Below are 19810 nucleotides of genomic sequence, written 5' to 3' on the forward strand. Positions count from 1 at the left end.
CTCGGCTAACCACTTGTTGCTCCCAGGTCCCAATTCAGTGTCGGAAGATCGAAGGCTCTAAACCTAACTTTCTCAGGTCACGCATCGCTAGATCCATGTTTTCGGTGCTCCTTTGGTTAGCTGGGTCGAACATTAAGCCGACAACTGTCCCGCTGTGGGCAACCTGTACGCCGAGAGCGCCGTAGCGAGTACCAATCGCTTCGATATCGTGCAGGCGGGGTTTTGGGAGGAATCTCTCGTTTATTAGAGCGCTTGCGGTAGCAACTCGCCCAAGCAGACCAACGTCGGAGTCGTTGATCGCTCTACGCATAACACTCCGGAGCGGCCGAAAGACTCCGATCTCAAACGGATTATATTGAGCCGGCTTGAATAAGAGAGTGTCAACAGTTTGGCTGGGAGTTGTGTCTACGCTGATGACGTCGATCGGCGGAAGCGGGTTTCTGAACGACTCTATCACAAATCCTTCGCGATGCGCGAAGAGCACCGCTTGCTGTGAAAACAGCGTCGAATCGCATGCTGTCTCCGCGCTTACTGCAATTTCCATTACGCGATCAGGTGTTGATTGGAGGTCCAGGTAATTGAGAACGGCCAAGATGCTGGCCAGCACATCCGCGGTGGATGAGCCCATGCCGCGCCCAATAGGGATGTTGCTTTCTATAGTCAGATGTCCGCCGATTGTGATCCGGGCGAATGTCTTGAGCGCGAGCTCCACGGCGCGTTTTGCCTTTTCGCAATGCCGTGGGGTGACGGACAATCTCTCTTCGCCGTTCGTCCTGAATTTCGCCTTCGACTTGAGGTGGCGGCAAGGCAGCGATATCAGGCCGCGATGCAGACGAGCATTTTGGTCCTCAAAAATGCCTTGAACGAGCTCGCCGTGATGACCGATAGCTTCACCGCACCCTTCTGTTGCGCGCATGGTAAACCTCGCCATATAATTGAATACCTGAGTGAGACTTACGTTTGCTGCCCGCGATCAACTCCAGGGCTTGAGGGCGACAAGGGCATGGCTTTTTCTTGGGGTGCAAATTGCGGTTGCTCCTCCCCATACGATGCAAACTGATGCGGACCTGACATTTTCTTTCCTTGTTCGTTCCGTCGATATCAATGCTGCACGACATCAAATCGGTTGGATTTCTACCGCCTCACGACGAAAAGTTTCAAAAATCGTGCCAACTACACAGAAGGAACCCTGAGAAGATAGCTTTCTGTTTCTGTTCAACGGCTTAATGAGAAAGTCTGAGGAAGGCTGTCCGAATAGCACTTGTCACAGACCTAACAAGCACAACAGTAGTGTCGGTCACCGTCATTTGGCCAAGCGGTCGTTTCGGTGGCCCATAGGAATTTCAGATGAGGCTCTTCTCACCCCATCGCTCAACGCCGAACCCGACACTGCTAGGGAGCCGAGCGACATGCCGTGAAACGCGTTTGTGAAGGCCACGGCGCTCCGCGCGGCCGGAATGTTTTCGCGCCAGCGCCTGCGATGCTTCGTTCGCATTTGTGCTGGTCGGCCCAGGAAACGGTAGCGTTTAAGAAAGGTCCATGGGTTTCAGGATCGCATCGACAAACACATCAATGAATTCACTTGCCGCTGTATTCAAGCGCCAAAAGAATGTTCTATAATGTTCTCGCCAACGAGATATCCAATTGCGGGTGAAATAATATTCGGGTTGTGTGTCCGTAGTTGAGTGCGCCCCGGGCCCCACAAGGAATTGAACATAAGGCTTACCGGTCTCGTCCCAGACTGTTGAAGTGGACCCTAATCGCGGGACCACGGGGCCATGAAATTAAGGTGCGATCTGGCCTGCTCCATCGTTTGCGCCGACCGCGAGATGATCCGCTACCAGTCCCGCCGGCCGCCAGCGACGGAGCTGCGCAGCAGGCTGCGACCTGGCCAACGAGCGGCGGCGCTTCGGCTAGGCGGCTAGGCAAGACGAGCGACGCTGGGTCGAAAAGGCCAAGACGACCTATACCCGCTTCGTCGCCGGCTGGAATCCGCGCGGCCCGAAGAAGGCACGCACACATGTCCGCGAATTAGCGAAACCGATGTCCCGTCTTTCTGAAATCCGCAATAAAAGTGCGCGTCCAACGACATTTCACGGATCATACCCAGCCGGGCGGGGCATCGGATCACTCCCGGCGACATCTCGGTATCTGCGTCGACCCCATTTGAATCGACACCATCCCTCCGATACCTCTTCTGGCGAAGAAATATCCCTTGGCCCTCCCCAATCCCGAGCAAGGTCCTCATTCCAGTTGTTCAACCATCTGGGATCAAACATCGTCTCCACATAACGAACGCCGTGGTCTGGGAAAATGGTCAGAACGTGCTGCGAAGGCTCCTGAGCTGCACGCCACTCTGCGACAGCAAGAGCGGCACCGCTCGATGGCCCGACAAGCATTCCAGTTCGTCGATGGAAATCGTGGACCTTTTGAACCATTTTCGGAATAGGTACCCAATGAATTTCGTCGCAGAGTTCAAAATTCACATTGCCCATGGGAATTCCTGCTCCCATCGCGAGAATTTGTTCGAACGTTCCCCTGCACATCTTGCTGATCCGCGTGGCCTGGGCACCAAAAATCACGCTTCGGTTGTGGTCGACAGCAATTACTTCTAAATCGGGGTTCTCGCGTTGCAAGATGGATGCAATTCCAAAGAGCGATCCCCCGCTACCGACCGTACCAACCACTGAATGAATTTTTGGCTGTGTCAGGAGGGCTCGCTCGGCAATCGGTCTATAAGAGAGAGAATTCAACGGGTTCGTGTACTGTTGCGGCCAAAAACTGTCGGGCATTGATGAGCGTAACTCGGACAACACCTCCAGACGCGCTTGCTGAATCCCACCTTCGCAATTATTGCTGGCGTGAACCGTATGCAGGGCTGCGCCCAAATTCTCCAGTCTCCAGCGAACGATTTGCGACGTTGGCCCAGTAACAAGCGTCAGGCGCAGGTTATATAAAGAACACAGGATAGATAGAGCTAAGGCGAACGTGCCGGAACTGCTTTCAATAACATGGCCGCCCACTCGCAACTGTCCGCTCGCCAGTGCAGTATCGAGAATGTGCTTCGCGGGTGTAAATTTCATCAGGTCGAATTTCGCGGCGACGAGATTATGCGCGACTTGTACGAATTTCGGGAAGGAAAGCTCTTCGATGACGTTCGCACCAAACGATTTTGCGGGTACATCCATGATTCGATTGCCTCACTTTAGGACTTTGAAATAGCGAAACGGTAGAACTACTGCCTTACGCGCCGTCTTGTTCGTTTTACACCGCTGCAGGCCGACGGTTCTTCACCTCCCGAGTGAATTGGGCCAGCGACGATGCCGGAGCGTGGAGGCAAATTGGCACTTGGCATTCCGCCCTTCGCTCCTTCCGTTGCGATGCTGTGAAGTAGTGCCGGTAGACAGCTCTCGCAGCTCTGTCCTGAATGATTCAAATCTCATGCCAATTCGGATTGATCGAGCTGGAGAAAGTGAGATGTGATTGCATTTCAACTATTTAGCCTGTCTTGTACACGACGGTGCGTTTGAAGGATTGGCTGATGCGCGTGCGACTCCCGCCATTTTGTTCCATCAGTCGTGGCCGGCCATCGCCAGCCCCCAGTCCACAGCCTTGTTTGTCGTGAACTACTACTCGCGTCGATTTGGCTGACTTGATGACCGGGACACGTTCGGGGAAAAGCAGCAGTCGTCGCCCTACTGTCGCCATCCCGCCGGTGCGCTTGCCGAGTATGGTAATTGCCGGAAACTCGTTCGCCAGATCGAGGCGATTCTCATGTTCAGCAAAGGGTCGCAACACTTCCAGGCGGTGCGCCCAGGAAGCCGGTGTGGCATTCCGCGCTACTCCTTAACCCAGGCGAGCACGGCGCCGTCGTGAGTGGGCCGACATGTCAGTCAGATCCGCGGTCTCCTTTCCGAGCAGGTATCGTCATCGCCGACGACATCGCGCAGCTGCACCGCCGCCTCGCTGAGATTGTCGGGGGCAGCGATGACGGGCCCAGCGATCTGGTCCGGTCGCTGATAATCGAATTGCAGGCGGAAAATGGTCGAGCTCTATCCGCTCATCGCCGTCTCTGGCCGGCGAATACGGGACGTCTTCCGCAACAGCGAGCACTTACAGAGCCTGAGCAGGATCGAGGGTATTGGCCGATGACGGCGACAGCGTTGATCGCGGCGGTTCGGACCGAATCGGTTTCAAGAATGGCCGCCAGTTTGTGGCATGGCTGGGCCTCGTGCCGAAGCAGCGATCGAGTACCAATCCTCGGCGACAATCAGCTTTTACCCGGCGACGCCTGCGCTGTTGCGGCGAGGGGAGGGCTTGCAGATTGTGGCTATTCGCCAAGGGTCGGAAAAGGTTTGATCGACCAATCGATTAAGTCGACGCCACGCTGAAGTGCAATCTCGGTCTCGGCAAGGCTCGGTGAAGCGGCGATGACATGTCCGATCATGTCGCGGTAATCGCCTTTCCTGACGATCGGCGTCTTCGGTCCAACATACAATTTGACCTCGGCGACACCTAATACAGCAGCCGCCCTGTCGCCATTGATCGAGTCGAGGATGCCATCGCGATCAGGAACTAGAAACCGCGCGGCCGCAGTGTGCGAATGCCTTCTGCGCAAATCCCATTCCTCGCCGATGACAAGCTTGATGTGCTCGGTAATGAGATCGACACCGTAGGCCAACTTAACCAGTTGAGGAGTGGGCGCACCAGGGAGACGCGGATTGACTTCAATGACGACTGGGCCGCGCTTCGTCCACCGGAATTCAACATTCGTTGGCCCCCAGCCAAGGTCGAGAGCTCGCAAACAGCTCAGCGAAACATCGGCGATACGTTTATGCTCCTCATCAGCCAGCGGGGCCGGAAAGCTCACCCCATGAAAGACGAAATGCGGCGGGGGGCCGAAGTCAGCGGGCGCAATCCCAACGACTTCATTTCCCATTATCTCGGCGCCATATTGTGGGCCTTGTGCGAATTCCTCGACCAGTATCCTTGGCGAAGTCCGCCATATGTGCTTCCCGCTTAATAGATAGGCCGTATGTTCGGCTAACTCATCGAGATTGCGGCACAATCGGACACCACTGCTGCCGCTACCCACGACTGGCTTCAGAACCACCGGCAGGCCGATCTCCGCGGCAGAGCTTTCTACGTCCGCCGCATTCGCTGCCAAGCGATAGGCAGGTATTGGAACGCCAGCCTCGGCGAGGAGCTGACGTTGAACTAATTTATCGCAGCATCGTTCGATGGATACGGGATTCGGCCCCGGTAGATCGAGTACCGGCAGAGCTTGCCAACTGTCGCATAGACCGTCTCCTGGGCGCTGGTAATGCCAGCAATGTTATAGGTCGCGCGCAGCCGGGAACATTCGCTGATCAGCGCATCGAGATTGTCAGTATCGACGCGGATTGCCTCAATATTTTCCGCCGCAAGATAGTCGTACCCGGCTGGATCTGCCGACAAGAAAATTGGATGAAGACCCAGACGCTGGGCCGCTTGGACGTATGGCAGACCATTACCCCTTGTGCCTTCAACCAGTATGAGCGCTCTTTTTGCCATTGGCGTTGACCTCCGTTGCATGGCGTGCGGCAGTCGTGAACTTACCATTCTCAGCGACTTGCGGTTGTAAAGGTTCTGTAAAGTTATTTGAAAACTTGGCTAGCCAGTCGGAAACTCGATTTGCCCTCGTTTTGGACTGAACGAGTAGCGATCGTGAGGGGCCCCGTTCGGCGAACAATTTACGGCTGTAAGGGCCTATTGATTCGACCGGTGGCGATTCTATTGTCTGCACGCGGGTGAGCTTATCGATGAGGCGGGGAAAGCGGCCGTCGAGGCGGGCGAGCGCCAGATCCTCGAACAGACGGGGCACGCGCGCGTAGAGAACGGAATGATCGAGCCTTGCCGTCTGACGACCGAAGGCGCGGCCAACCATGACTTGCCTTTGCCGGTCTGGCCGGAGCGCTGCGAGCGGCGGACATGGCTGGCGGCCGCGGGTTCGGCAGGATGGTGGTGTCGTAAGGCTCGGCCATCGCCGCAAAGGTCGCGTTCAGCGTCGGCTAACAAGCGCCCCGTCGCCGTGATCGGCAACGCCGTCCGCGGGCCGCGTCCACACCGGTTCCGCAGGGACAAATCCGACGAGCTCCGCCACGCGATCAAGGCACTCGGCAAACCTGCGTCTGACCATCCTTTGTCTGATCCTCTATACATTCCGCCCGACCAACTTGCGCATGTCCATGTGGGAGTCAGCGGATTGGGCATCTTGAGTTTATCACTATGATATGTAACCCACATTGAGCGTCCAAGCCTGCTGGGGAGGGCTTCGGGAGGTGTCGTCGCCTCGCAACTCCGAAGGCTTCGCGGCAGCTCGGGTTCATTCGCCGATTGCCAGAAAAGCCGTTCGACCGGCTCGCCGCCGTTCTGATCGACAACCGTTTTCGAGTTATGCGTGGCGCGGTCATTCGATATGAGGTCGTCCAGCCTCTCGCCTCCTATGTGGACAGCGTGAAGGCCTGGCGATTCATCCTGCGGGAATCGGTGTGGGACCTGCCGGGTGTGACCGATGTAACGGCAGAGCTGCAAAGGCCGAACAGGCAATCTAGGAGGACGCATGAGTGCTTGGCTGATTCAAGGATACGATGGACTGGAGCTGATGTTCCAGCGGCGGTTCTCGCCGGTGTTCAGCGAGCGCGAAATTGCAGCTCTGCTACAGCGACTTGCCGCCCGCGATCTGTCGGTCGCCGAAGTTTTGAACGCATCGCTGCGTCGCTCGATGAAGGAGTACAGCCCATTCTTGGAAGTGAAACGGGAGTCGGGTCCAAGAGTTGTCTTGTCGTGCGGCGAAATCCCCATTACATCGCGAGCATGCCACACCGATGTGGAACTAAGTAAGGATCTCGACCATCGAACGCGGGATGAAGCTGCGCGCTTCATCCCCCGTGATCCTGCCGTCGTCGACCAGCTTCATGACTGAGTGCGCAAGCGGCCGGGCAATGATCTTGCTCGACTTCATGCCTTCCTTCAGGAGCTGACGGACGACAGCGGACCAACCGTCGATCGGCTTGTCCAGGAACCGGTCGCGAACGTCGTCGTCAAAGACCAGGAATTCCCGCACGGCATAGCGCCGCGAGCCGTCGGTCGTGCGGATCAGGTGCTGGACGATGAAAATCTGCAAGGAGCTGATCAGGTCGAACGCCCTCGATGCCTGTTCCTCGGGCGGGAACTCCATCGCCATGCGTCTCAGGCCTTCGGCAACAGAAGGGGCATGGGTGGTCGTATTGACGATGTGCCCCTGAATGCTGGCGGCAATACAGCCGCTCATGGAACCGCGATCGCGCGCTTCACCGACGTTTATGATCGCCGGCGCCCGGCGCAAGGAAGACCAAATGCCCGTCGCAAAATTCGGAAGATCACGGCCCTCGCCGATCTCAGTCTGGCCGATAAAGCTCGGGCAATCTCCCTGCTCGCTGAGGATATCGGCAAAGGTGAATTCGATTGGCGCCTGAAAGTCCACGATCTTCCGGGGATTCCTGGAGTTCTCCAGGTGCATCCGCGTAATGGCCGCCATCGTGGTCGATTTGCCGTGGCCCGTAGCGCCCGCGATCACGATGATTCCGGACTTCGGGCTGAGAAACGGCCGCAATTCATGCTCGAACTGGACATCGTCTAGGGTCGGCGTTTTCGCCGGTAGGGATCGAAGGGTCAGCTCGATCCCTGCCCCGCCGTTTTTTCTGATCGGCGTGGCATTCACGCGGAACCGATGTCGCTCATGCCGGCTCACCTGCACTTCATAGGAGAAGTCGAGGCAACGGCCCTGGCGCAGAATGCTCGGTGCATCGCTCGATCGCCAGATGTAGGACAGCAGCAAGTCCACCTCCGATCGGAGGAGGATCCGCTTGGTGCCGTAATGCTGGCGTGAGTTGATCTGGATGCGCGGCCGTGCCTCTGATTGGATGGTGATGTCAGATGCACCGCGTTTAGCCGCGCCGACAATGAAGGTGTCGAAGATCTCCGGCGCCGTGTCGAACCGTATCGGCTCCTCTTTGAGAACCGGCACGAAGGAGGCGGTTGTCGAGAATTCAGACTGATCAAGCAGAGATTCGTCGATCATCGCCATTAGGGCCTATTGAAACGCCACCACAGCGCAACGACGACCACGGCGACCATCAGGGTCAGGATGGCAATCAGAGCGCCAAAAGTTTCCTCGCGACTACGCAAGCCGATCGGATCGGCTGGATCAGCCGCGGCTGTCTGACGGTTGGTCGAATAATCCCATTGAATATCCGACATTATTTCGTCACCTCGAACCGGCGTGTGATCGGCTTCCAACGCCCCGGATCGGAAACGAAGGTTGCTGCGTTTTCGATCTTCACGCGGCGCTGCCCGATAAACAACTCGTCAGGTGTGCCCTTCGCGCGAACCTCGCTCGACGACACGACCAGGCTCCTGATCAGCCCCGCATCGACCAGACGCCGATACTCGATCATCCCAACATAGTCCCTGCGCAGGAGGTTCATGTTCTCTTTAAGCGCTTCCTCGGCCTGCATGCGGCCTTGGCGCCAGCCCTCCGCCATATACCGGTCCCAGATCTTCCGCTCTTCCTTGTCCGACGGCAGGAATTGGTCCGAAGGGTCGGATGCCTTGTCCACGCCCATGACCAGATAATCGCGCCAGGTCGGCACGACGCCGACGAGCCGGCCGGGCCTCTCAATACGGTAGTATTCATCCGCGGCGACGCTCTCACGGCCGCCCTTGGTGATCGTGATGGCCTCTTTCGCTCTGCTGACGACAGGAGGCACGACATACCCGGCTTCCTTGGGCGCTTTGTAGACGATATCGTTGTAATTGAATTCCTGCGACAGTCGCGACGATTGCGCCTCGAGCTCCCGCAAGATCTCCCAGGAGCGCCGCTCGTAAGCAGCCTGTGCCGAATAAGCGAGCGCCGCCTCGCGCAACGCGGAATAACGTTCCGTATCGACGGCGTTTGCACCGGTCCCGCTGCGCGTCCTGCGGGCAAACTGCTCATAAGTGAGCGGTGCGGCGGACCCTTGCGTGAGATTGTCCACGCCCCCAACAACGGGCGGCGGAGGCGGCTCCTCGGGATTTTGCGTCGTGGCGCAACCGGCCAAAGCGACGGAAACGGATAAAGCGGCAAAGATCGAACGGAACTGCGTCATAGGGTGGTGTCGTCCAGATGAGGAACCGGGCTCTTTTCCGGCCGGGCATAGTGGATCGTCATGACGCGCTGGACCTGATCGATTTCCAGCCACGCGCGTCCTTTCCCTTGGCCGAAAGCCTCCCGCAAGAGACTGACCAGAGTCATGTCCGCCCAATGCACGGAAACCATGATTGGAGATCCCGACCGCTCTCCGTCGGCGCGAACGGCATAACCAGCCATGCGAGCGGCCTTCCGGGTTACGTCGTCGAGAGTGCCGTTCCACCCGGCATCGACCGGCTGCAACAGCTCTTGGCCAGCGACTTCGGGATGTAGCTTGAGAGTATTCCTGGCAAACGGCTCGATTGCGCGCGGATAGAGGGAAGCATATCGCTTCTCTTCATTCACATCCTCTAATGAGGCATCGATATATTTCCTGACCGACAGTGTGTTGAAATTATCGGTCTTGTCCGCACAGGCACTCGTTAGGAGTGCCAGTGCCACAATCACTGAGTACCGCATCAAGAAGTCGCCCTGTCGTTTATCATCGACAGGCGATCAAAAGACTGATCACCCTCTCCACCCCAGTCCTACCCAAATCGCGAGATTTTGCAATATACAGCATAACGAAAAACGTGCTTCTTTTGCCACAATCTCAGTGCGAGATGTCCTGATCCCTTCGCTTTCCCAGGTTGTGTTGCCACTCATGGCTTATCTGGACGCTATGGGCCCGTTGCGCAGCCTGAACGGAAGTCACGATCTGCTCGGCCCGCTTGAAGCCTGCGGCGAAAGCCTCGATTCGTTGCTGATCGGCACTCGGCATTGCCTGCGCCAACCGGTCACGGTCAAGCTCATGTGAACCGGCCGCACCGAAGCGCTCTCGCACCGTTGCGACAAAGCTGCGCAGCTCCGCGAATGCTTGGCTTTCGTCGGCCGCGCGTACGAGCATAGCCAGCCGATCTGCCGGCGTTTGCTCGATGCGCCCGACAAGAGCGCGCGCCGCCGGCGACAAATCGTTGACGGGCTCCTGCATCAGCGTCCGGAACTGCTGCTCATCGCGCGTGAGATCATTTCTGAGCGTTGCGCGAACCTGGCCGTAGTCCTGCAACGCAGAGACTGCCAGGGGAACGGCCGCAATCGCCTTTTCGCGCGCGCTGTCGTTGCGGCCGAAGAAGTTCCGACTACCTTTGAGATCACCAAGGGAAGCCGGATCCTCGCGTATGGCCTGAGATAATTGCGGGACCGGAACACGCTCAAGGTCGATCCGGGTCCGCATCGTCGAAAGCACGGCTTCCGGCTGCTGCCAGACCGCGGCGACGACCGTCTCGAGGCGGCGCATTGCCGCCTGCATGGCAGATCGAGATTCCATACGCGCCGCCACGGCCGCTTCGACGCTCTCGCGCCAATCGGTTACCGCCGCAATAAGCGGCTTCTCAGGTGTCGCGAACATGGCCTGCTTCCTCTCATATTCGTCTATGACCAGCCGCTCTTTCGCATCAGTAACAAGAAGCCGCGCCGCCTCGAGCCGTATCAGATCGTGAGCGGCCTTTTGCCCCGCATGGACCAAAGGCCAGTTCTCGATAAAGGCCTGACGTACAGGCTCTGGTATGAGCGACCGAGCGCGGTCGCGACTATCAGCATTGATGTCCGGGCCAATTGAAACGATCGTTGCCTGCGGCACGATCGCTGCGATTTCACGGTTAAAGCGCTCAAGGTCGCTCGCTGTCGATCCGTCCTGCATCTCGAACGCGAGATTGGTGAACCACCGTCGGCGGGCGCGATCGGTATCGGCCATCTCCGCGTGATTGAGATTGTGTTCAAGCCTGGAAAGGGCCTGCCTTACAGCGGTCGTCAATTCAGGGAAGACGACCGCCGGCGCAGCCTGCTTCTGCTCCGGCCGTGGCTGCTGGCCCGGGGCCTGACTGGCCGCGTTTTCCATGCGCCGTTCCGGTCGGATCGTGTGGGCGAATTTCGCGCCAAGAGCCTCCAGGCGCCCGACGGCATGATTGAAACGTTCGCGCAGCGCCGCGAGCTGTTGGCGAAACATTTCGCTGATTTCGGAAAGCGACGGGAAGCCCCTGCGCTCGGCAAATTCGCGAACACTCTGCTGATAGTCATCCAGGTGCTCGTACGCGAGTGTCGTATCCTTCATCCGCTCACGAGAGAGCACGCTGACCAGTTTGTCGATCGACGCAAACTCGTCGGCACCTGCATAGAGAGTTGCCGTTTCACGATGTCGGCTCATCGCCACATAGGCCATGTGCGCGTCCATAGTGCGGCTCGCCAGGACATGGACACGATCAACCGTCGCGCCCTGGCTTTTATGGATCGTTGCCGCATAGCCATAGTCGATATTGGCGAAGTCGTTCTGTGCGACGATCACACTCAGGCCGTCAGACAAGCCCACTACAAGCCGCCCGCGCCTCGCTTCCTCGACCGTGCCGAACGAGCCGTTCTCGACACCAAGCCCCCGGCTTTTTTCGAGAAACACGATCCGATCGCCAACGGCGAATTGCCGCTGTCCTCGTGCCGTCCGGAAAGCGTGCTCGTCCTGCAGTCCGCCCTGTTGCTTGATCACCGATCGCGCCGCCATATTGAGCGCCAGCACGTCGGCATTGCGATGCGCCAGCATCAAGACATCAACGCCGGCTTCCCAATCCTGCCGCCAATTGCCGACGAGCGCACCGCGGGCGGTTTCGTTGTCATTCTCGAGCAGCACAAGATCATGGTCGATATAGCGGCTGAGCGCGGCCGCGGCCTCACCACGACCGAATTCGATAGTCGCATTCTGCATCCATTCTTCGCGCTGGCGACGCACGCCGGTTAGCTCGATATATCCCGCATCGTTGGCGATCGCGCGGAATGCGGCGCCAGCCTCGATCGGCTGCAACTGACGCGCATCACCTAGGAGAATGAGTTTCGCACCGGCCCACTCCACGGCCGTAACAAAGCGCTGCATTTGGGCCGATCCGACCATGCCGGCTTCATCAAGAACGAACACGTCGCCCGCCTCCAATTGGCGAAGTCCGTTCTTCCAGGAGGCCTCCCATGACGCGAGAGTGCGGGACTCGATCCCGGCACTTGTCTGTAATCCGACCGCCGCCTTGCCTGCCAAGGCGCCACCAACGACGCGACGGCCTTCGGCCTCATAGACCGCTCGCACGGCGTTCATGACCGTTGATTTTCCCGCACCTGCGTAACCGACCATCACGGCCACGCTAAGAGACTCGGTCAGCCGGGATATCCCCATTCTCTGTTCAGGATCGAAACTGAACTCGGCCTCTTTCTCGACTTCGCCGATGACCTTCGTCGCCTGCTGTCCGTCAACAGAAAAATCGCCCCGGGCGACAAGAGCCCGAGCCGAAGTGATCATGTTGCGCTCTGTATCAAGAACCTCCGTCGTCGTGTATTTCGGCCGTTCGAGCATCTTATTGGTCATCGGGTCGAAGATCGGCGGTGAGATCATCACCTGATTTTCGAGCGTGCCTACGCGGAAATAGAGCGCCTGAAAGTCCCCATAGCTGTCCGTATAGCGATGGACTACGCGCGCAACGTCGCGCTCATCGAAAACGGACTTTTCCGCCGTGATCAGCTTAAGAATGATGGAAGGATCATTCATGACCTGTTGGCGTCGTCTCGCTTCAATCTCGTCGTTGATCTCGATGCGATCCGACTTTGCGCCACGCCGGTCCATGCCCTCGGCAGTCGGGCCTCGGTGCATCGTCGGCTCGATCTCAATTCCCTGCTCTCTATAGGACCGATGATCCACCCGCACATCGACCCCATGAGTGGCCAGATGGTGGTTTTGGACATCGGCCCATGCTTCCCTGAGCGCGGGAATAAGCTCTTTATCTCCAGCGAATTGACGGTAGAGCGCATGACCGTTCTTTGAGAACTTCGGCTCACCATTCTCGTCAAGAGCCCGATTATTTTTCGCTCCGAACCCCTCTTCCGTGAGAGGGCGAAGCGCGGTCATGATGTGGACATGCGGGTTTCCCTTGATGTCGTGGTAAGCCCAATCGGCGACAATCCCCTTCATCGAGAAATTCTCGTCGACGAATTCACGTACCAGCGCGATGTTCTTTTCTCGCGTTAGCTCGACCGGGAGACCAAGTGTCATTTCCCGTGCGAGCTGAGAATCCTTACGTGTCTCGAAGGCCTCGACACGATTCCAGAATGCCTCGGACGCCTGGACGGTTGGGAACGCCGCCAGCTCCTGCGCCCACTGTGGCGCGTTGGCCGGCAGCGCCAGCTCACTGTGAACATTCCCGCGCTTGTTCGAGAAATCGTGGGAGCGTCCGTAGGTCTCGTTCGTCATGGCGGCGCAATGCCGATAGGCGGCCGCGGCGACCGCGCTTTGCCCGGCCGCCCGACTAAGAACCTGGGCATGGAGATGGAAAATCGCCATGCCCACACCGATAGCAAAGCAAGTATCGACTTGTCGATACATAAGTGCGCTTAGAAATCGGGCGCTGCGCGGCCCGATCCGGGACTTAGCACTGCGTTGGCTCCGCCAACTCTTCTTTTCCAGATGGTTCGGGTTCTGCTCGCGCTGGTTTCAACTTGCTCCTTCTTGCCGTCTCTGACGTGCACCATTAACAATGCTGCGGTGTTCACATTGCAATGGCGGTCATCTGTGGCTCGCACTACGAAGGTTTCGAAGATCCAGGAGGAAATCGCCAAGCTGCAAGAGCAACTGAGGGCGGCTCAGGCGAAAGAAGCGGAACGGCTTGGCGATTTGGCCGTGAAGGCCGGTCTCTCCGATCTCGATGTTTCCGATCGCGATTTGCTCAAGGCTTTGAAAGAGGTTGCCGACCGATTTCGCAAAGCACCCGCTCAATGAGTGTGGTCGAATTGCTCTGACCCTGTCGAAGCGACAACGGGAGTATCGTGACCGAATGGCAGCCAATCGACAGAAGGACGCTCATGAGAAGATCCTGCTCGGCGGCCTCGTCGTCAAAGCAGGATTGCGTGACGAAAATCGCGCCTTCCTTATGGGCGTACTGCTGACGGCGGCTGAACAGAAGGACAACGAAAAGCTCCGAGAGGCGATGATCGAAAAGGGCCGGAGGGCTTTTGAGAAATGATACGGAACCCACCGGAGCCGCCGTATAAGCTTCTCCTGCTGGCTGCTGTCGGTGTTGCGCTCATGACGCCGGTCTTTTGGTACATTCGCTTCGTCCGATTCGCGTGGCCCACCGTTCACGGCGAAGCGCGCCAACTGAGTTTGTCGCAAGCTTGGGACTGCCTCGCGATCTGGAAGTTTGGCGCGTGCCGTGCTCATCTTGAAGCGATCGGGACGCCCCTCGCCTCGGCTGCGATGCGCAACCAGATGTGGGTGATCGCTCCGCTTGTTGCCGCAGTGGCCTTGCTTGGTATTTGTGCCTACCTGAGATGGTTTGTCATACAGCGCCGCGTCATCATTTCCGGCATGGTGGTCGAGGGAATGGACACGCTGCTGAAAGCGGGCGCCCATGAACAGAAGAATAACCGCTATGCCAAAACACGCGGCATTCATATGTTCAATGGGTGGCATTATACGCTACAACGTGAGACCAATCATACCTTCATCCTTGGCGCTCCAGGCGGCGGCAAAACCGTCACGTTTCGAAGGATGATCGGCTCCGTTGTGGCCCGCGGCGACAAGGCGATCATCTTCGACGAAAAGGGCGATTACACGCGGATCGTGCCGCCTTCCGTCCGCGACGGGAAGGAGATCCCGCCTCTTCTGATTGCTCCACAGGATGATCGATCGGCCGTGTGGGATATCGCGGCCGATCTTGTCGTTTCGCAAGATGCGGTCGAGCTCGCGCAGCGCATCATTCCAGACAACGGCCATCCGTTCTTCACCCAAAGCGCGCGTGCGGTTCTTGCCGGCTGCGCGATCAAGCTTATGGCAGAAAAGCCCAACACTTGGACTTGGCTCGATCTTCTGAATGAGACGCGCCAGGATCAGGAGCAATTGCTGCGCATCATGCTCAAATATCAGCGCGGCGCCGACATTTTCCTGACGGCCGATTATAAGCAGGTAATGTCAACGCTCGGCCAGCTCGAAACGAATATGCGGTTGCTTGAAATGCTCGCAACCGCGTGGCCGACCTATGAAGGCCGTCAGCGCTTTCGGTTGCGCGAATGGCTCGTCAACAAGACCGATCAGCGGACGGTCATCATCCAGCATTCGGGGCGCTACGCCGAACTTTCCGATGGCTGGATATCCGCGCTCTACGCTGTGGCCGTTTCGACGGTGACCGATAGCAATCTGCTCTCGGACAACGATCTCCGCCGCCTCTGGTTCTTTCTCGACGAGTGGGGCCAGTTGCCCGAAATTCGGGATTTCGAGCGCTTCGTCACCCTTGGCCGATCCAAGGGCGTGTGTGCGGTTCTCGGGCTGCAGGATCTCTCGCAGATCGCCAAGAATTACGGGCAGGAAGTGCTCGATATCCTCATGGCCTCGGTTGGAACCAAGATCATCACGCGCATCAACTTCGGCCCGACGGCTGAACGCATGGAACGCGACTTGGGCGAAACCACCTTCTACGAATATCGTCGCGATATGATGTCCGATCGATCGGTGAAGTGGATCAAGGAAACCCACGCTGCCAACCCGATCGAGCGCTCCGAATTCGACACAATGCTAGGCGTTGACGACAAGGGCGTGTTGGCCTTCGTGACCGGCGTCGGCAAGAACGTCTATCACGTCAAATTCCCGTTCGCCGACGATGGCAGGGATCATCGTCCGTCGAACGTTCCGGCCGCATGGACGTACACGTTCAAGCCGACCGGAACCTTCACCAGTGACGCCGATATCGACCTCTATGTGAAGGCGGTCCTCGGCAACAAGACGCCGCCACCTCGCGGCGCTTTGCCGGCCGGAGCAGCCGACCAGGAGGACGAGCTGCCGCTGGAAGAAGCCTTCAACGCGGCTGCAAAGGAGGCGCGCGAAAACGCCGATGCAGGACCGAATCCGGACTCGTCCGGAAAGGGAACTGCATCGGTTGATCTATTCGAAAATTACCGTTGATAGGTGCCGCGGCATTGCTTTAGATCAAAGCTAAACACGCCGAAATGGTCGGCAAAACTATCTTCGCGATCCTGATCGTCGCGATCTATGGGATTTGCCGCATAGTTCAGGTGGGCATTTTGCCTGCCGGCTAGCCGAATGGCACGATCCTGGTCGCGGGCGGCGTCCTTTCCGCCATAGCGGCCTTTGCCGACATGCGAGCAATCGAAAGCGGCGCGGGCCGGAGCTGGGGCAAGGCGTTATCGGGGTTCGGCGGGCTGATCCCATATGCTTACGCACTATACGTGATGGGCTATGTGGGGCTTTGATCTCTCGTCCAGCTTTTGACCGTCGAGTTCACCGTGACGGGACTGCTTCTTGGTATCATCGGCAGCTTGCTTGGATACCGCATCCTAAACACCTTCAACGACATCACAGAACTCGGCAACGCGCAGCATGCGGCCGAAAACGATAAAATTGAAGTCCGCAACGTAGCTGCCCGCCAGCGAGCCGGCGGGCAGCGCGAATCAATCAGACGGGATACCGCTCTTAGTGGTAGGCCACGAGCTCGGAGGCAACGCGGACGTCGATCGCGGGAAGCTTGACCACGTCCCCTTTTTCGTCCTTCATGATCAGCATCTTCGGACTGTAAGCATACACCCCGTTATAGTTGACGCGGTAGATAACTCCGATCTTTTGCCAACGTTTTTTCGCCCTAGCGACTGTATCTCGGAAAACCTGGAGTTTCGCCGCCATCTCGTCGTTTGTTGGTGCCGTGCCATCTGAGCGTGGATTCATCACCATCTCCCGGATCATAGCCGGCCAATGCTTGTTCTTTGGTGGTGGATTCTCAGATAGCTCATTCAACCATGCAAGATTTACTCCCGCTTGACCGGGTTTAATCTTGTCTGGATCAGGCGGGCCGTCAAACGTCACAACCCTTATTTTTCCTTTCATCTTCTCCGCCAGTGTGTTGGTTCCCAGATTCGACTTTATTTGGTTCGCTTATATTTGTACTATTATGCAAGGAACGCACCCTAACCGATAACATTTTCGCGGGGGGAGTCAACGCATTTGCCGCATCCAGCAAAATGGAATCACATTGATAAATCGCGGAAAATCATCGTCAAATTCGCCCTCTGAAAGGAGTTTTCTTCCCTCTGGCCGCAGATTTCCATCTGGAGCGACATGCCGGTAAAGGGTTGATCGCGTGATCCCTCATTCCTAACATGGTTCCGAAATCTTGGTTTATGGTTGCCCCATCGCGTCCATAGCCAGGCGGGGCTTCGCGCTCGTCATCTTGGGTGACCGTCCGCCTACCCTTCCTCGTGCCCGGGCGGCCGACAGTCCCGCAACTGTCCGCTCGATCGTCAGGTCTCACTCATACTCGGCCAGCGCCGCGAAGATGCCGAACACCATTCGCCCAGCCGACGTTGTCGTGTCGATCGACGCGCCGTGCCCGGTTAGCACCTCAAAACCGATGCCCCGCGTCGTCAGGTCGTGCACCGTGCTAACCAAATTGCGCAGATCACGGCCGAGACGATCCAGTTTCCAGACCACGAGCGTATCGCCAGGGCGCAAGGCTTTCTCACACATGGCAAAGCCCGGCCGGTCATCGCGCTTACCGGACGCCATATCCTCATAGATGTTGTTGATTTCGACGCCCGCCCTGACGAGGCTGTCACGCTGCAGGTCCAGGCTCTGCGAGCCGTCCACCTTCGAAACACGCATGTAGCCGATCAGCATTCAGATTCAAAAGCTCGGACAACAATCGGTGCCTGTCAGTTTCAGAAGACACCTTCATTGACGATCGTTGTTTCACAACAGTTTTCGGCAGCATACTGACGTGCTGATCTTCGGAAGACGTCTTCAGTAAACGGCTTCTTTACCAGAAGTGCTGTTCATTGGGAGGCATGTCGACCAGAAGTCCCCTTCAGCAGCCGGCGGCTGCGAGCACCCATATAGACCCCGAAGCATGGGCGAATGCCGTGCCGGAACGGGGAACGCTGACGCTTTCGGAGCGCGCCTGGATTGAGGCGAAGCGGCGGGCAACTGTGATCGTGCCGCTTGCCGCATCCGATCGTATTCCTTCCGTTGTTGCCCGTGCTGCCAGTGAGGAGTTAGGCCTGTCTGAACGATCGATCTACGCTCTCGTTCGGCGTTATCGGCGCGCGGGCGGCCTCCTTTCCTCGCTCGCACCGCAGAGCTCGCCCGGTGGCCGGGGCAAGGCTCGCCTGTCGCGAGCGGCGGAGCAGATCATCGCGGATGCGATTCGGGACGAATACCTGACCCGACAGAAGAAGCGTGCCGAGGCCGTGGTGCGGGCGGTACGTGAGCGCGCCATAGCCGCGGGCATTACGCCGCCAGCGGCGAATACGGTGCGGGCACGGGTCGGGGCAGTCAAGGCTGAACTCGCGGCGCGTCGCCGCGACGGCGCGCGTTCGGCCGCCGCTCGCCGGCTCGCCCCATCAGCGGGAATGACGCCGTTGGCTGTACGGCCGATGGCGGTTCTGCAGATCGATCATACTCCGGTCGATCTGATCCTGGTCGACGATGCATACCGCAAATCCGTCGGCCGTCCCTGGCTGACAGTTGCGATCGACGTCATGAGCCGCTGCATTGCCGGCTTTCTCGTCTCGTTCGATCCGCCCTGCGCCACCAGCGTTGGCCTGTGCCTCACCCATGCCGCGTTGCCCAAGGATGGGTATTTGCGTCACCTCGGCATCGAAGGATTTGACTGGCCCGTCGAGGGCAAGCCGGAGCGGCTCTACGTCGACAATGCAGCGGAGTTTCATGCCGATGCACTTACTCGAGGCTGCGAACAGCACGGCATCGAGCTCGATTATCGGCCGGTCGCTACGCCGCATTTCGGCGGGATTGTGGAACGGCTGATCGGCACCCTCATGATGATGGTGCATGAACTGCCCGGAACCACCTTTTCCAATCCTGCCGAACGCGGTGAATATGACAGCGACGCGACCGCCTGTCTCACGCTCGCCGAACTGGAACGCTGGCTCGCGCTCGCGATCGTCGGGCGCTATCATAATGAAGTTCACGACGGCATCGACGAACCGCCGCTAACGCGATGGCGCCGTGGCGTCTCAGCATCCGGATCGGCATGCCCGGTGAGCGATCCACGCGCGTTCCTGGTCGACTTCCTACCCGTCCTTCGCCGTCCGGTGACGCGTGAGGGAGTCCGCGCCGACCACATTGCCTACTACAGCGATGCGTTGCGCCCGTTTATCGCTGCACGGGAGAGCTTGCCTTCGTTCGTGATCCGGCGCGACCCACGTGATCTCTCTCGCATCTTCCTGCTCGACCCGGAGGACAATACTTATATCGAGGTGGCGTGCGCCCGTCAGGAACGGCCGAGCATTACCCTTTTCGAGCACCGGCAAGCGGTCGCCCGGCTCAAAGCCGAAGGATTGGCCCAAGTGGATGAAGAGGCGATATTTCGGGCCGTCGCCGAACAGCGCGAGGTCGCCCGGACCGCAGCTGCGCGGACACGTTCGGCTCGGCGCAGGATAGCGCGTACCGAACAGATATTGGCCGCCGCCCCGCCTGCCCGGGACGTTCCCACCTCCGCAAAGTTGTCACGGGAGCAAAAGAGCGACGACAATTTGGTCGCCGTCACCCAGCTCTATCCCGTAACGCGATGGTGAGGA

At 58.2% G+C, this 19810-nt stretch carries 12 protein-coding genes and 5 pseudogenes; 6 read left to right on the plus strand and 11 right to left on the minus strand.

Annotated features, from left to right (window positions below; translation table 11 throughout):
- Positions 1 to 34: 34 nt before the first annotated feature.
- Complete coding sequence (locus EN786_RS28105; protein WP_128346648.1) at positions 35 to 916, minus strand: GHMP kinase; 882 nt, start codon at positions 914 to 916, stop codon at positions 35 to 37.
- An 883-nt stretch (positions 917 to 1799) separates the two neighbouring features.
- On the opposite strand from EN786_RS28105, the pseudogene EN786_RS28110 reads away from it, so the two are divergent.
- Positions 1800 to 1914: pseudogene (locus EN786_RS28110) on the plus strand (IS3 family transposase); the annotation flags it as partial.
- Positions 1915 to 2093: 179 nt separating this feature from the next.
- Here EN786_RS28110 and EN786_RS28115 read toward each other — a convergent pair.
- Positions 2094 to 3188 (minus strand): pyridoxal-phosphate dependent enzyme, encoded by a 1095-nt coding sequence (locus EN786_RS28115; protein ID WP_128161203.1) that lies wholly within the window; start codon positions 3186 to 3188, stop codon positions 2094 to 2096.
- Between the two features lie 939 nt (positions 3189 to 4127).
- On the opposite strand from EN786_RS28115, the pseudogene EN786_RS38785 reads away from it, so the two are divergent.
- A pseudogene (locus EN786_RS38785) lies at positions 4128 to 4252 on the plus strand (transposase); the annotation flags it as partial.
- 78 nt (positions 4253 to 4330) lie between these two features.
- Here EN786_RS38785 and EN786_RS28125 read toward each other — a convergent pair.
- The 7 genes and pseudogenes from EN786_RS28125 to traA form a co-directional block, all read right to left on the minus strand.
- Positions 4331 to 5553, minus strand: a pseudogene (locus EN786_RS28125) (acetyl-CoA carboxylase biotin carboxylase subunit family protein).
- Between the two features lie 226 nt (positions 5554 to 5779).
- Positions 5780 to 5952, minus strand: a pseudogene (locus EN786_RS28130) (ATP-binding protein); the annotation flags it as partial.
- 922 nt (positions 5953 to 6874) lie between these two features.
- Positions 6875 to 8107, minus strand: a complete 1233-nt coding sequence (locus tag EN786_RS28135) for an ATPase, T2SS/T4P/T4SS family (RefSeq protein ID WP_245493538.1) — start codon at positions 8105 to 8107, stop codon at positions 6875 to 6877.
- Positions 8107 to 8280: a hypothetical protein gene (locus tag EN786_RS37875; RefSeq protein WP_189379807.1), complete on the minus strand. Its 174-nt coding sequence runs from the start codon at positions 8278 to 8280 to the stop codon at positions 8107 to 8109. Before EN786_RS37875 ends, EN786_RS28135 begins: the two co-directional genes overlap by 1 nt.
- Positions 8280 to 9167: a type IV secretory system conjugative DNA transfer family protein gene (locus EN786_RS28140; protein WP_128347033.1), complete on the minus strand. Its 888-nt coding sequence runs from the start codon at positions 9165 to 9167 to the stop codon at positions 8280 to 8282. Before EN786_RS28140 ends, EN786_RS37875 begins: the two co-directional genes overlap by 1 nt.
- The gene (locus EN786_RS28145; RefSeq protein WP_189379806.1) at positions 9164 to 9655 is read right to left on the minus strand and encodes a DotD/TraH family lipoprotein; all 492 of its coding nucleotides are present in this window, start codon (positions 9653 to 9655) and stop codon (positions 9164 to 9166) included. The genes EN786_RS28140 and EN786_RS28145 overlap by 4 nt, the downstream gene beginning before the upstream one ends.
- 145 nt (positions 9656 to 9800) lie before the next feature.
- Positions 9801 to 13553, minus strand: a complete 3753-nt coding sequence (gene traA / locus EN786_RS28150) for a Ti-type conjugative transfer relaxase TraA (RefSeq protein WP_189379709.1) — start codon at positions 13551 to 13553, stop codon at positions 9801 to 9803.
- Positions 13554 to 13781: 228 nt separating this feature from the next.
- Between traA and EN786_RS37880 the strand changes: the two genes are divergently transcribed.
- Genes EN786_RS37880 through EN786_RS28165 form a run of 3 tightly spaced genes read left to right on the plus strand, consistent with a single transcriptional unit; the run spans position 13782 to position 16166 of the window.
- Positions 13782 to 13988, plus strand: coding sequence for a TraC family protein (locus EN786_RS37880; RefSeq protein WP_189379708.1), 207 nt, complete (start codon positions 13782 to 13784; stop codon positions 13986 to 13988).
- A gap of 55 nt (positions 13989 to 14043) precedes the next feature.
- Positions 14044 to 14232, plus strand: coding sequence for a conjugal transfer protein TraD (locus EN786_RS28160; RefSeq protein WP_085044129.1), 189 nt, complete (start codon positions 14044 to 14046; stop codon positions 14230 to 14232).
- Positions 14229 to 16166 (plus strand): type IV secretion system DNA-binding domain-containing protein, encoded by a 1938-nt coding sequence (locus EN786_RS28165; protein ID WP_128346575.1) that lies wholly within the window; start codon positions 14229 to 14231, stop codon positions 16164 to 16166. Before EN786_RS28160 ends, EN786_RS28165 begins: the two co-directional genes overlap by 4 nt.
- 528 nt (positions 16167 to 16694) lie before the next feature.
- Here EN786_RS28165 and EN786_RS28170 read toward each other — a convergent pair.
- Positions 16695 to 17102, minus strand: a complete 408-nt coding sequence (locus EN786_RS28170; protein WP_128346574.1) for a hypothetical protein — start codon at positions 17100 to 17102, stop codon at positions 16695 to 16697.
- 108 nt (positions 17103 to 17210) lie between these two features.
- Positions 17211 to 17891 (minus strand): annotated as a pseudogene (locus tag EN786_RS28175) (recombinase family protein).
- Positions 17892 to 18133: 242 nt separating this feature from the next.
- Here EN786_RS28175 and EN786_RS28180 point away from each other — a divergent pair.
- Entirely contained in the window at positions 18134 to 19807 is a 1674-nt protein-coding gene (locus EN786_RS28180) for a Mu transposase C-terminal domain-containing protein (RefSeq protein WP_189379706.1), read from the plus strand.
- The last annotated feature ends 3 nt before the right edge of the window (positions 19808 to 19810 follow it).

The sequence above is a fragment of the Mesorhizobium sp. M4B.F.Ca.ET.143.01.1.1 genome (assembly GCF_004792275.1).
In the GTDB taxonomy this organism is placed as follows: Bacteria; Pseudomonadota; Alphaproteobacteria; order Rhizobiales; family Rhizobiaceae; genus Mesorhizobium; species Mesorhizobium abyssinicae.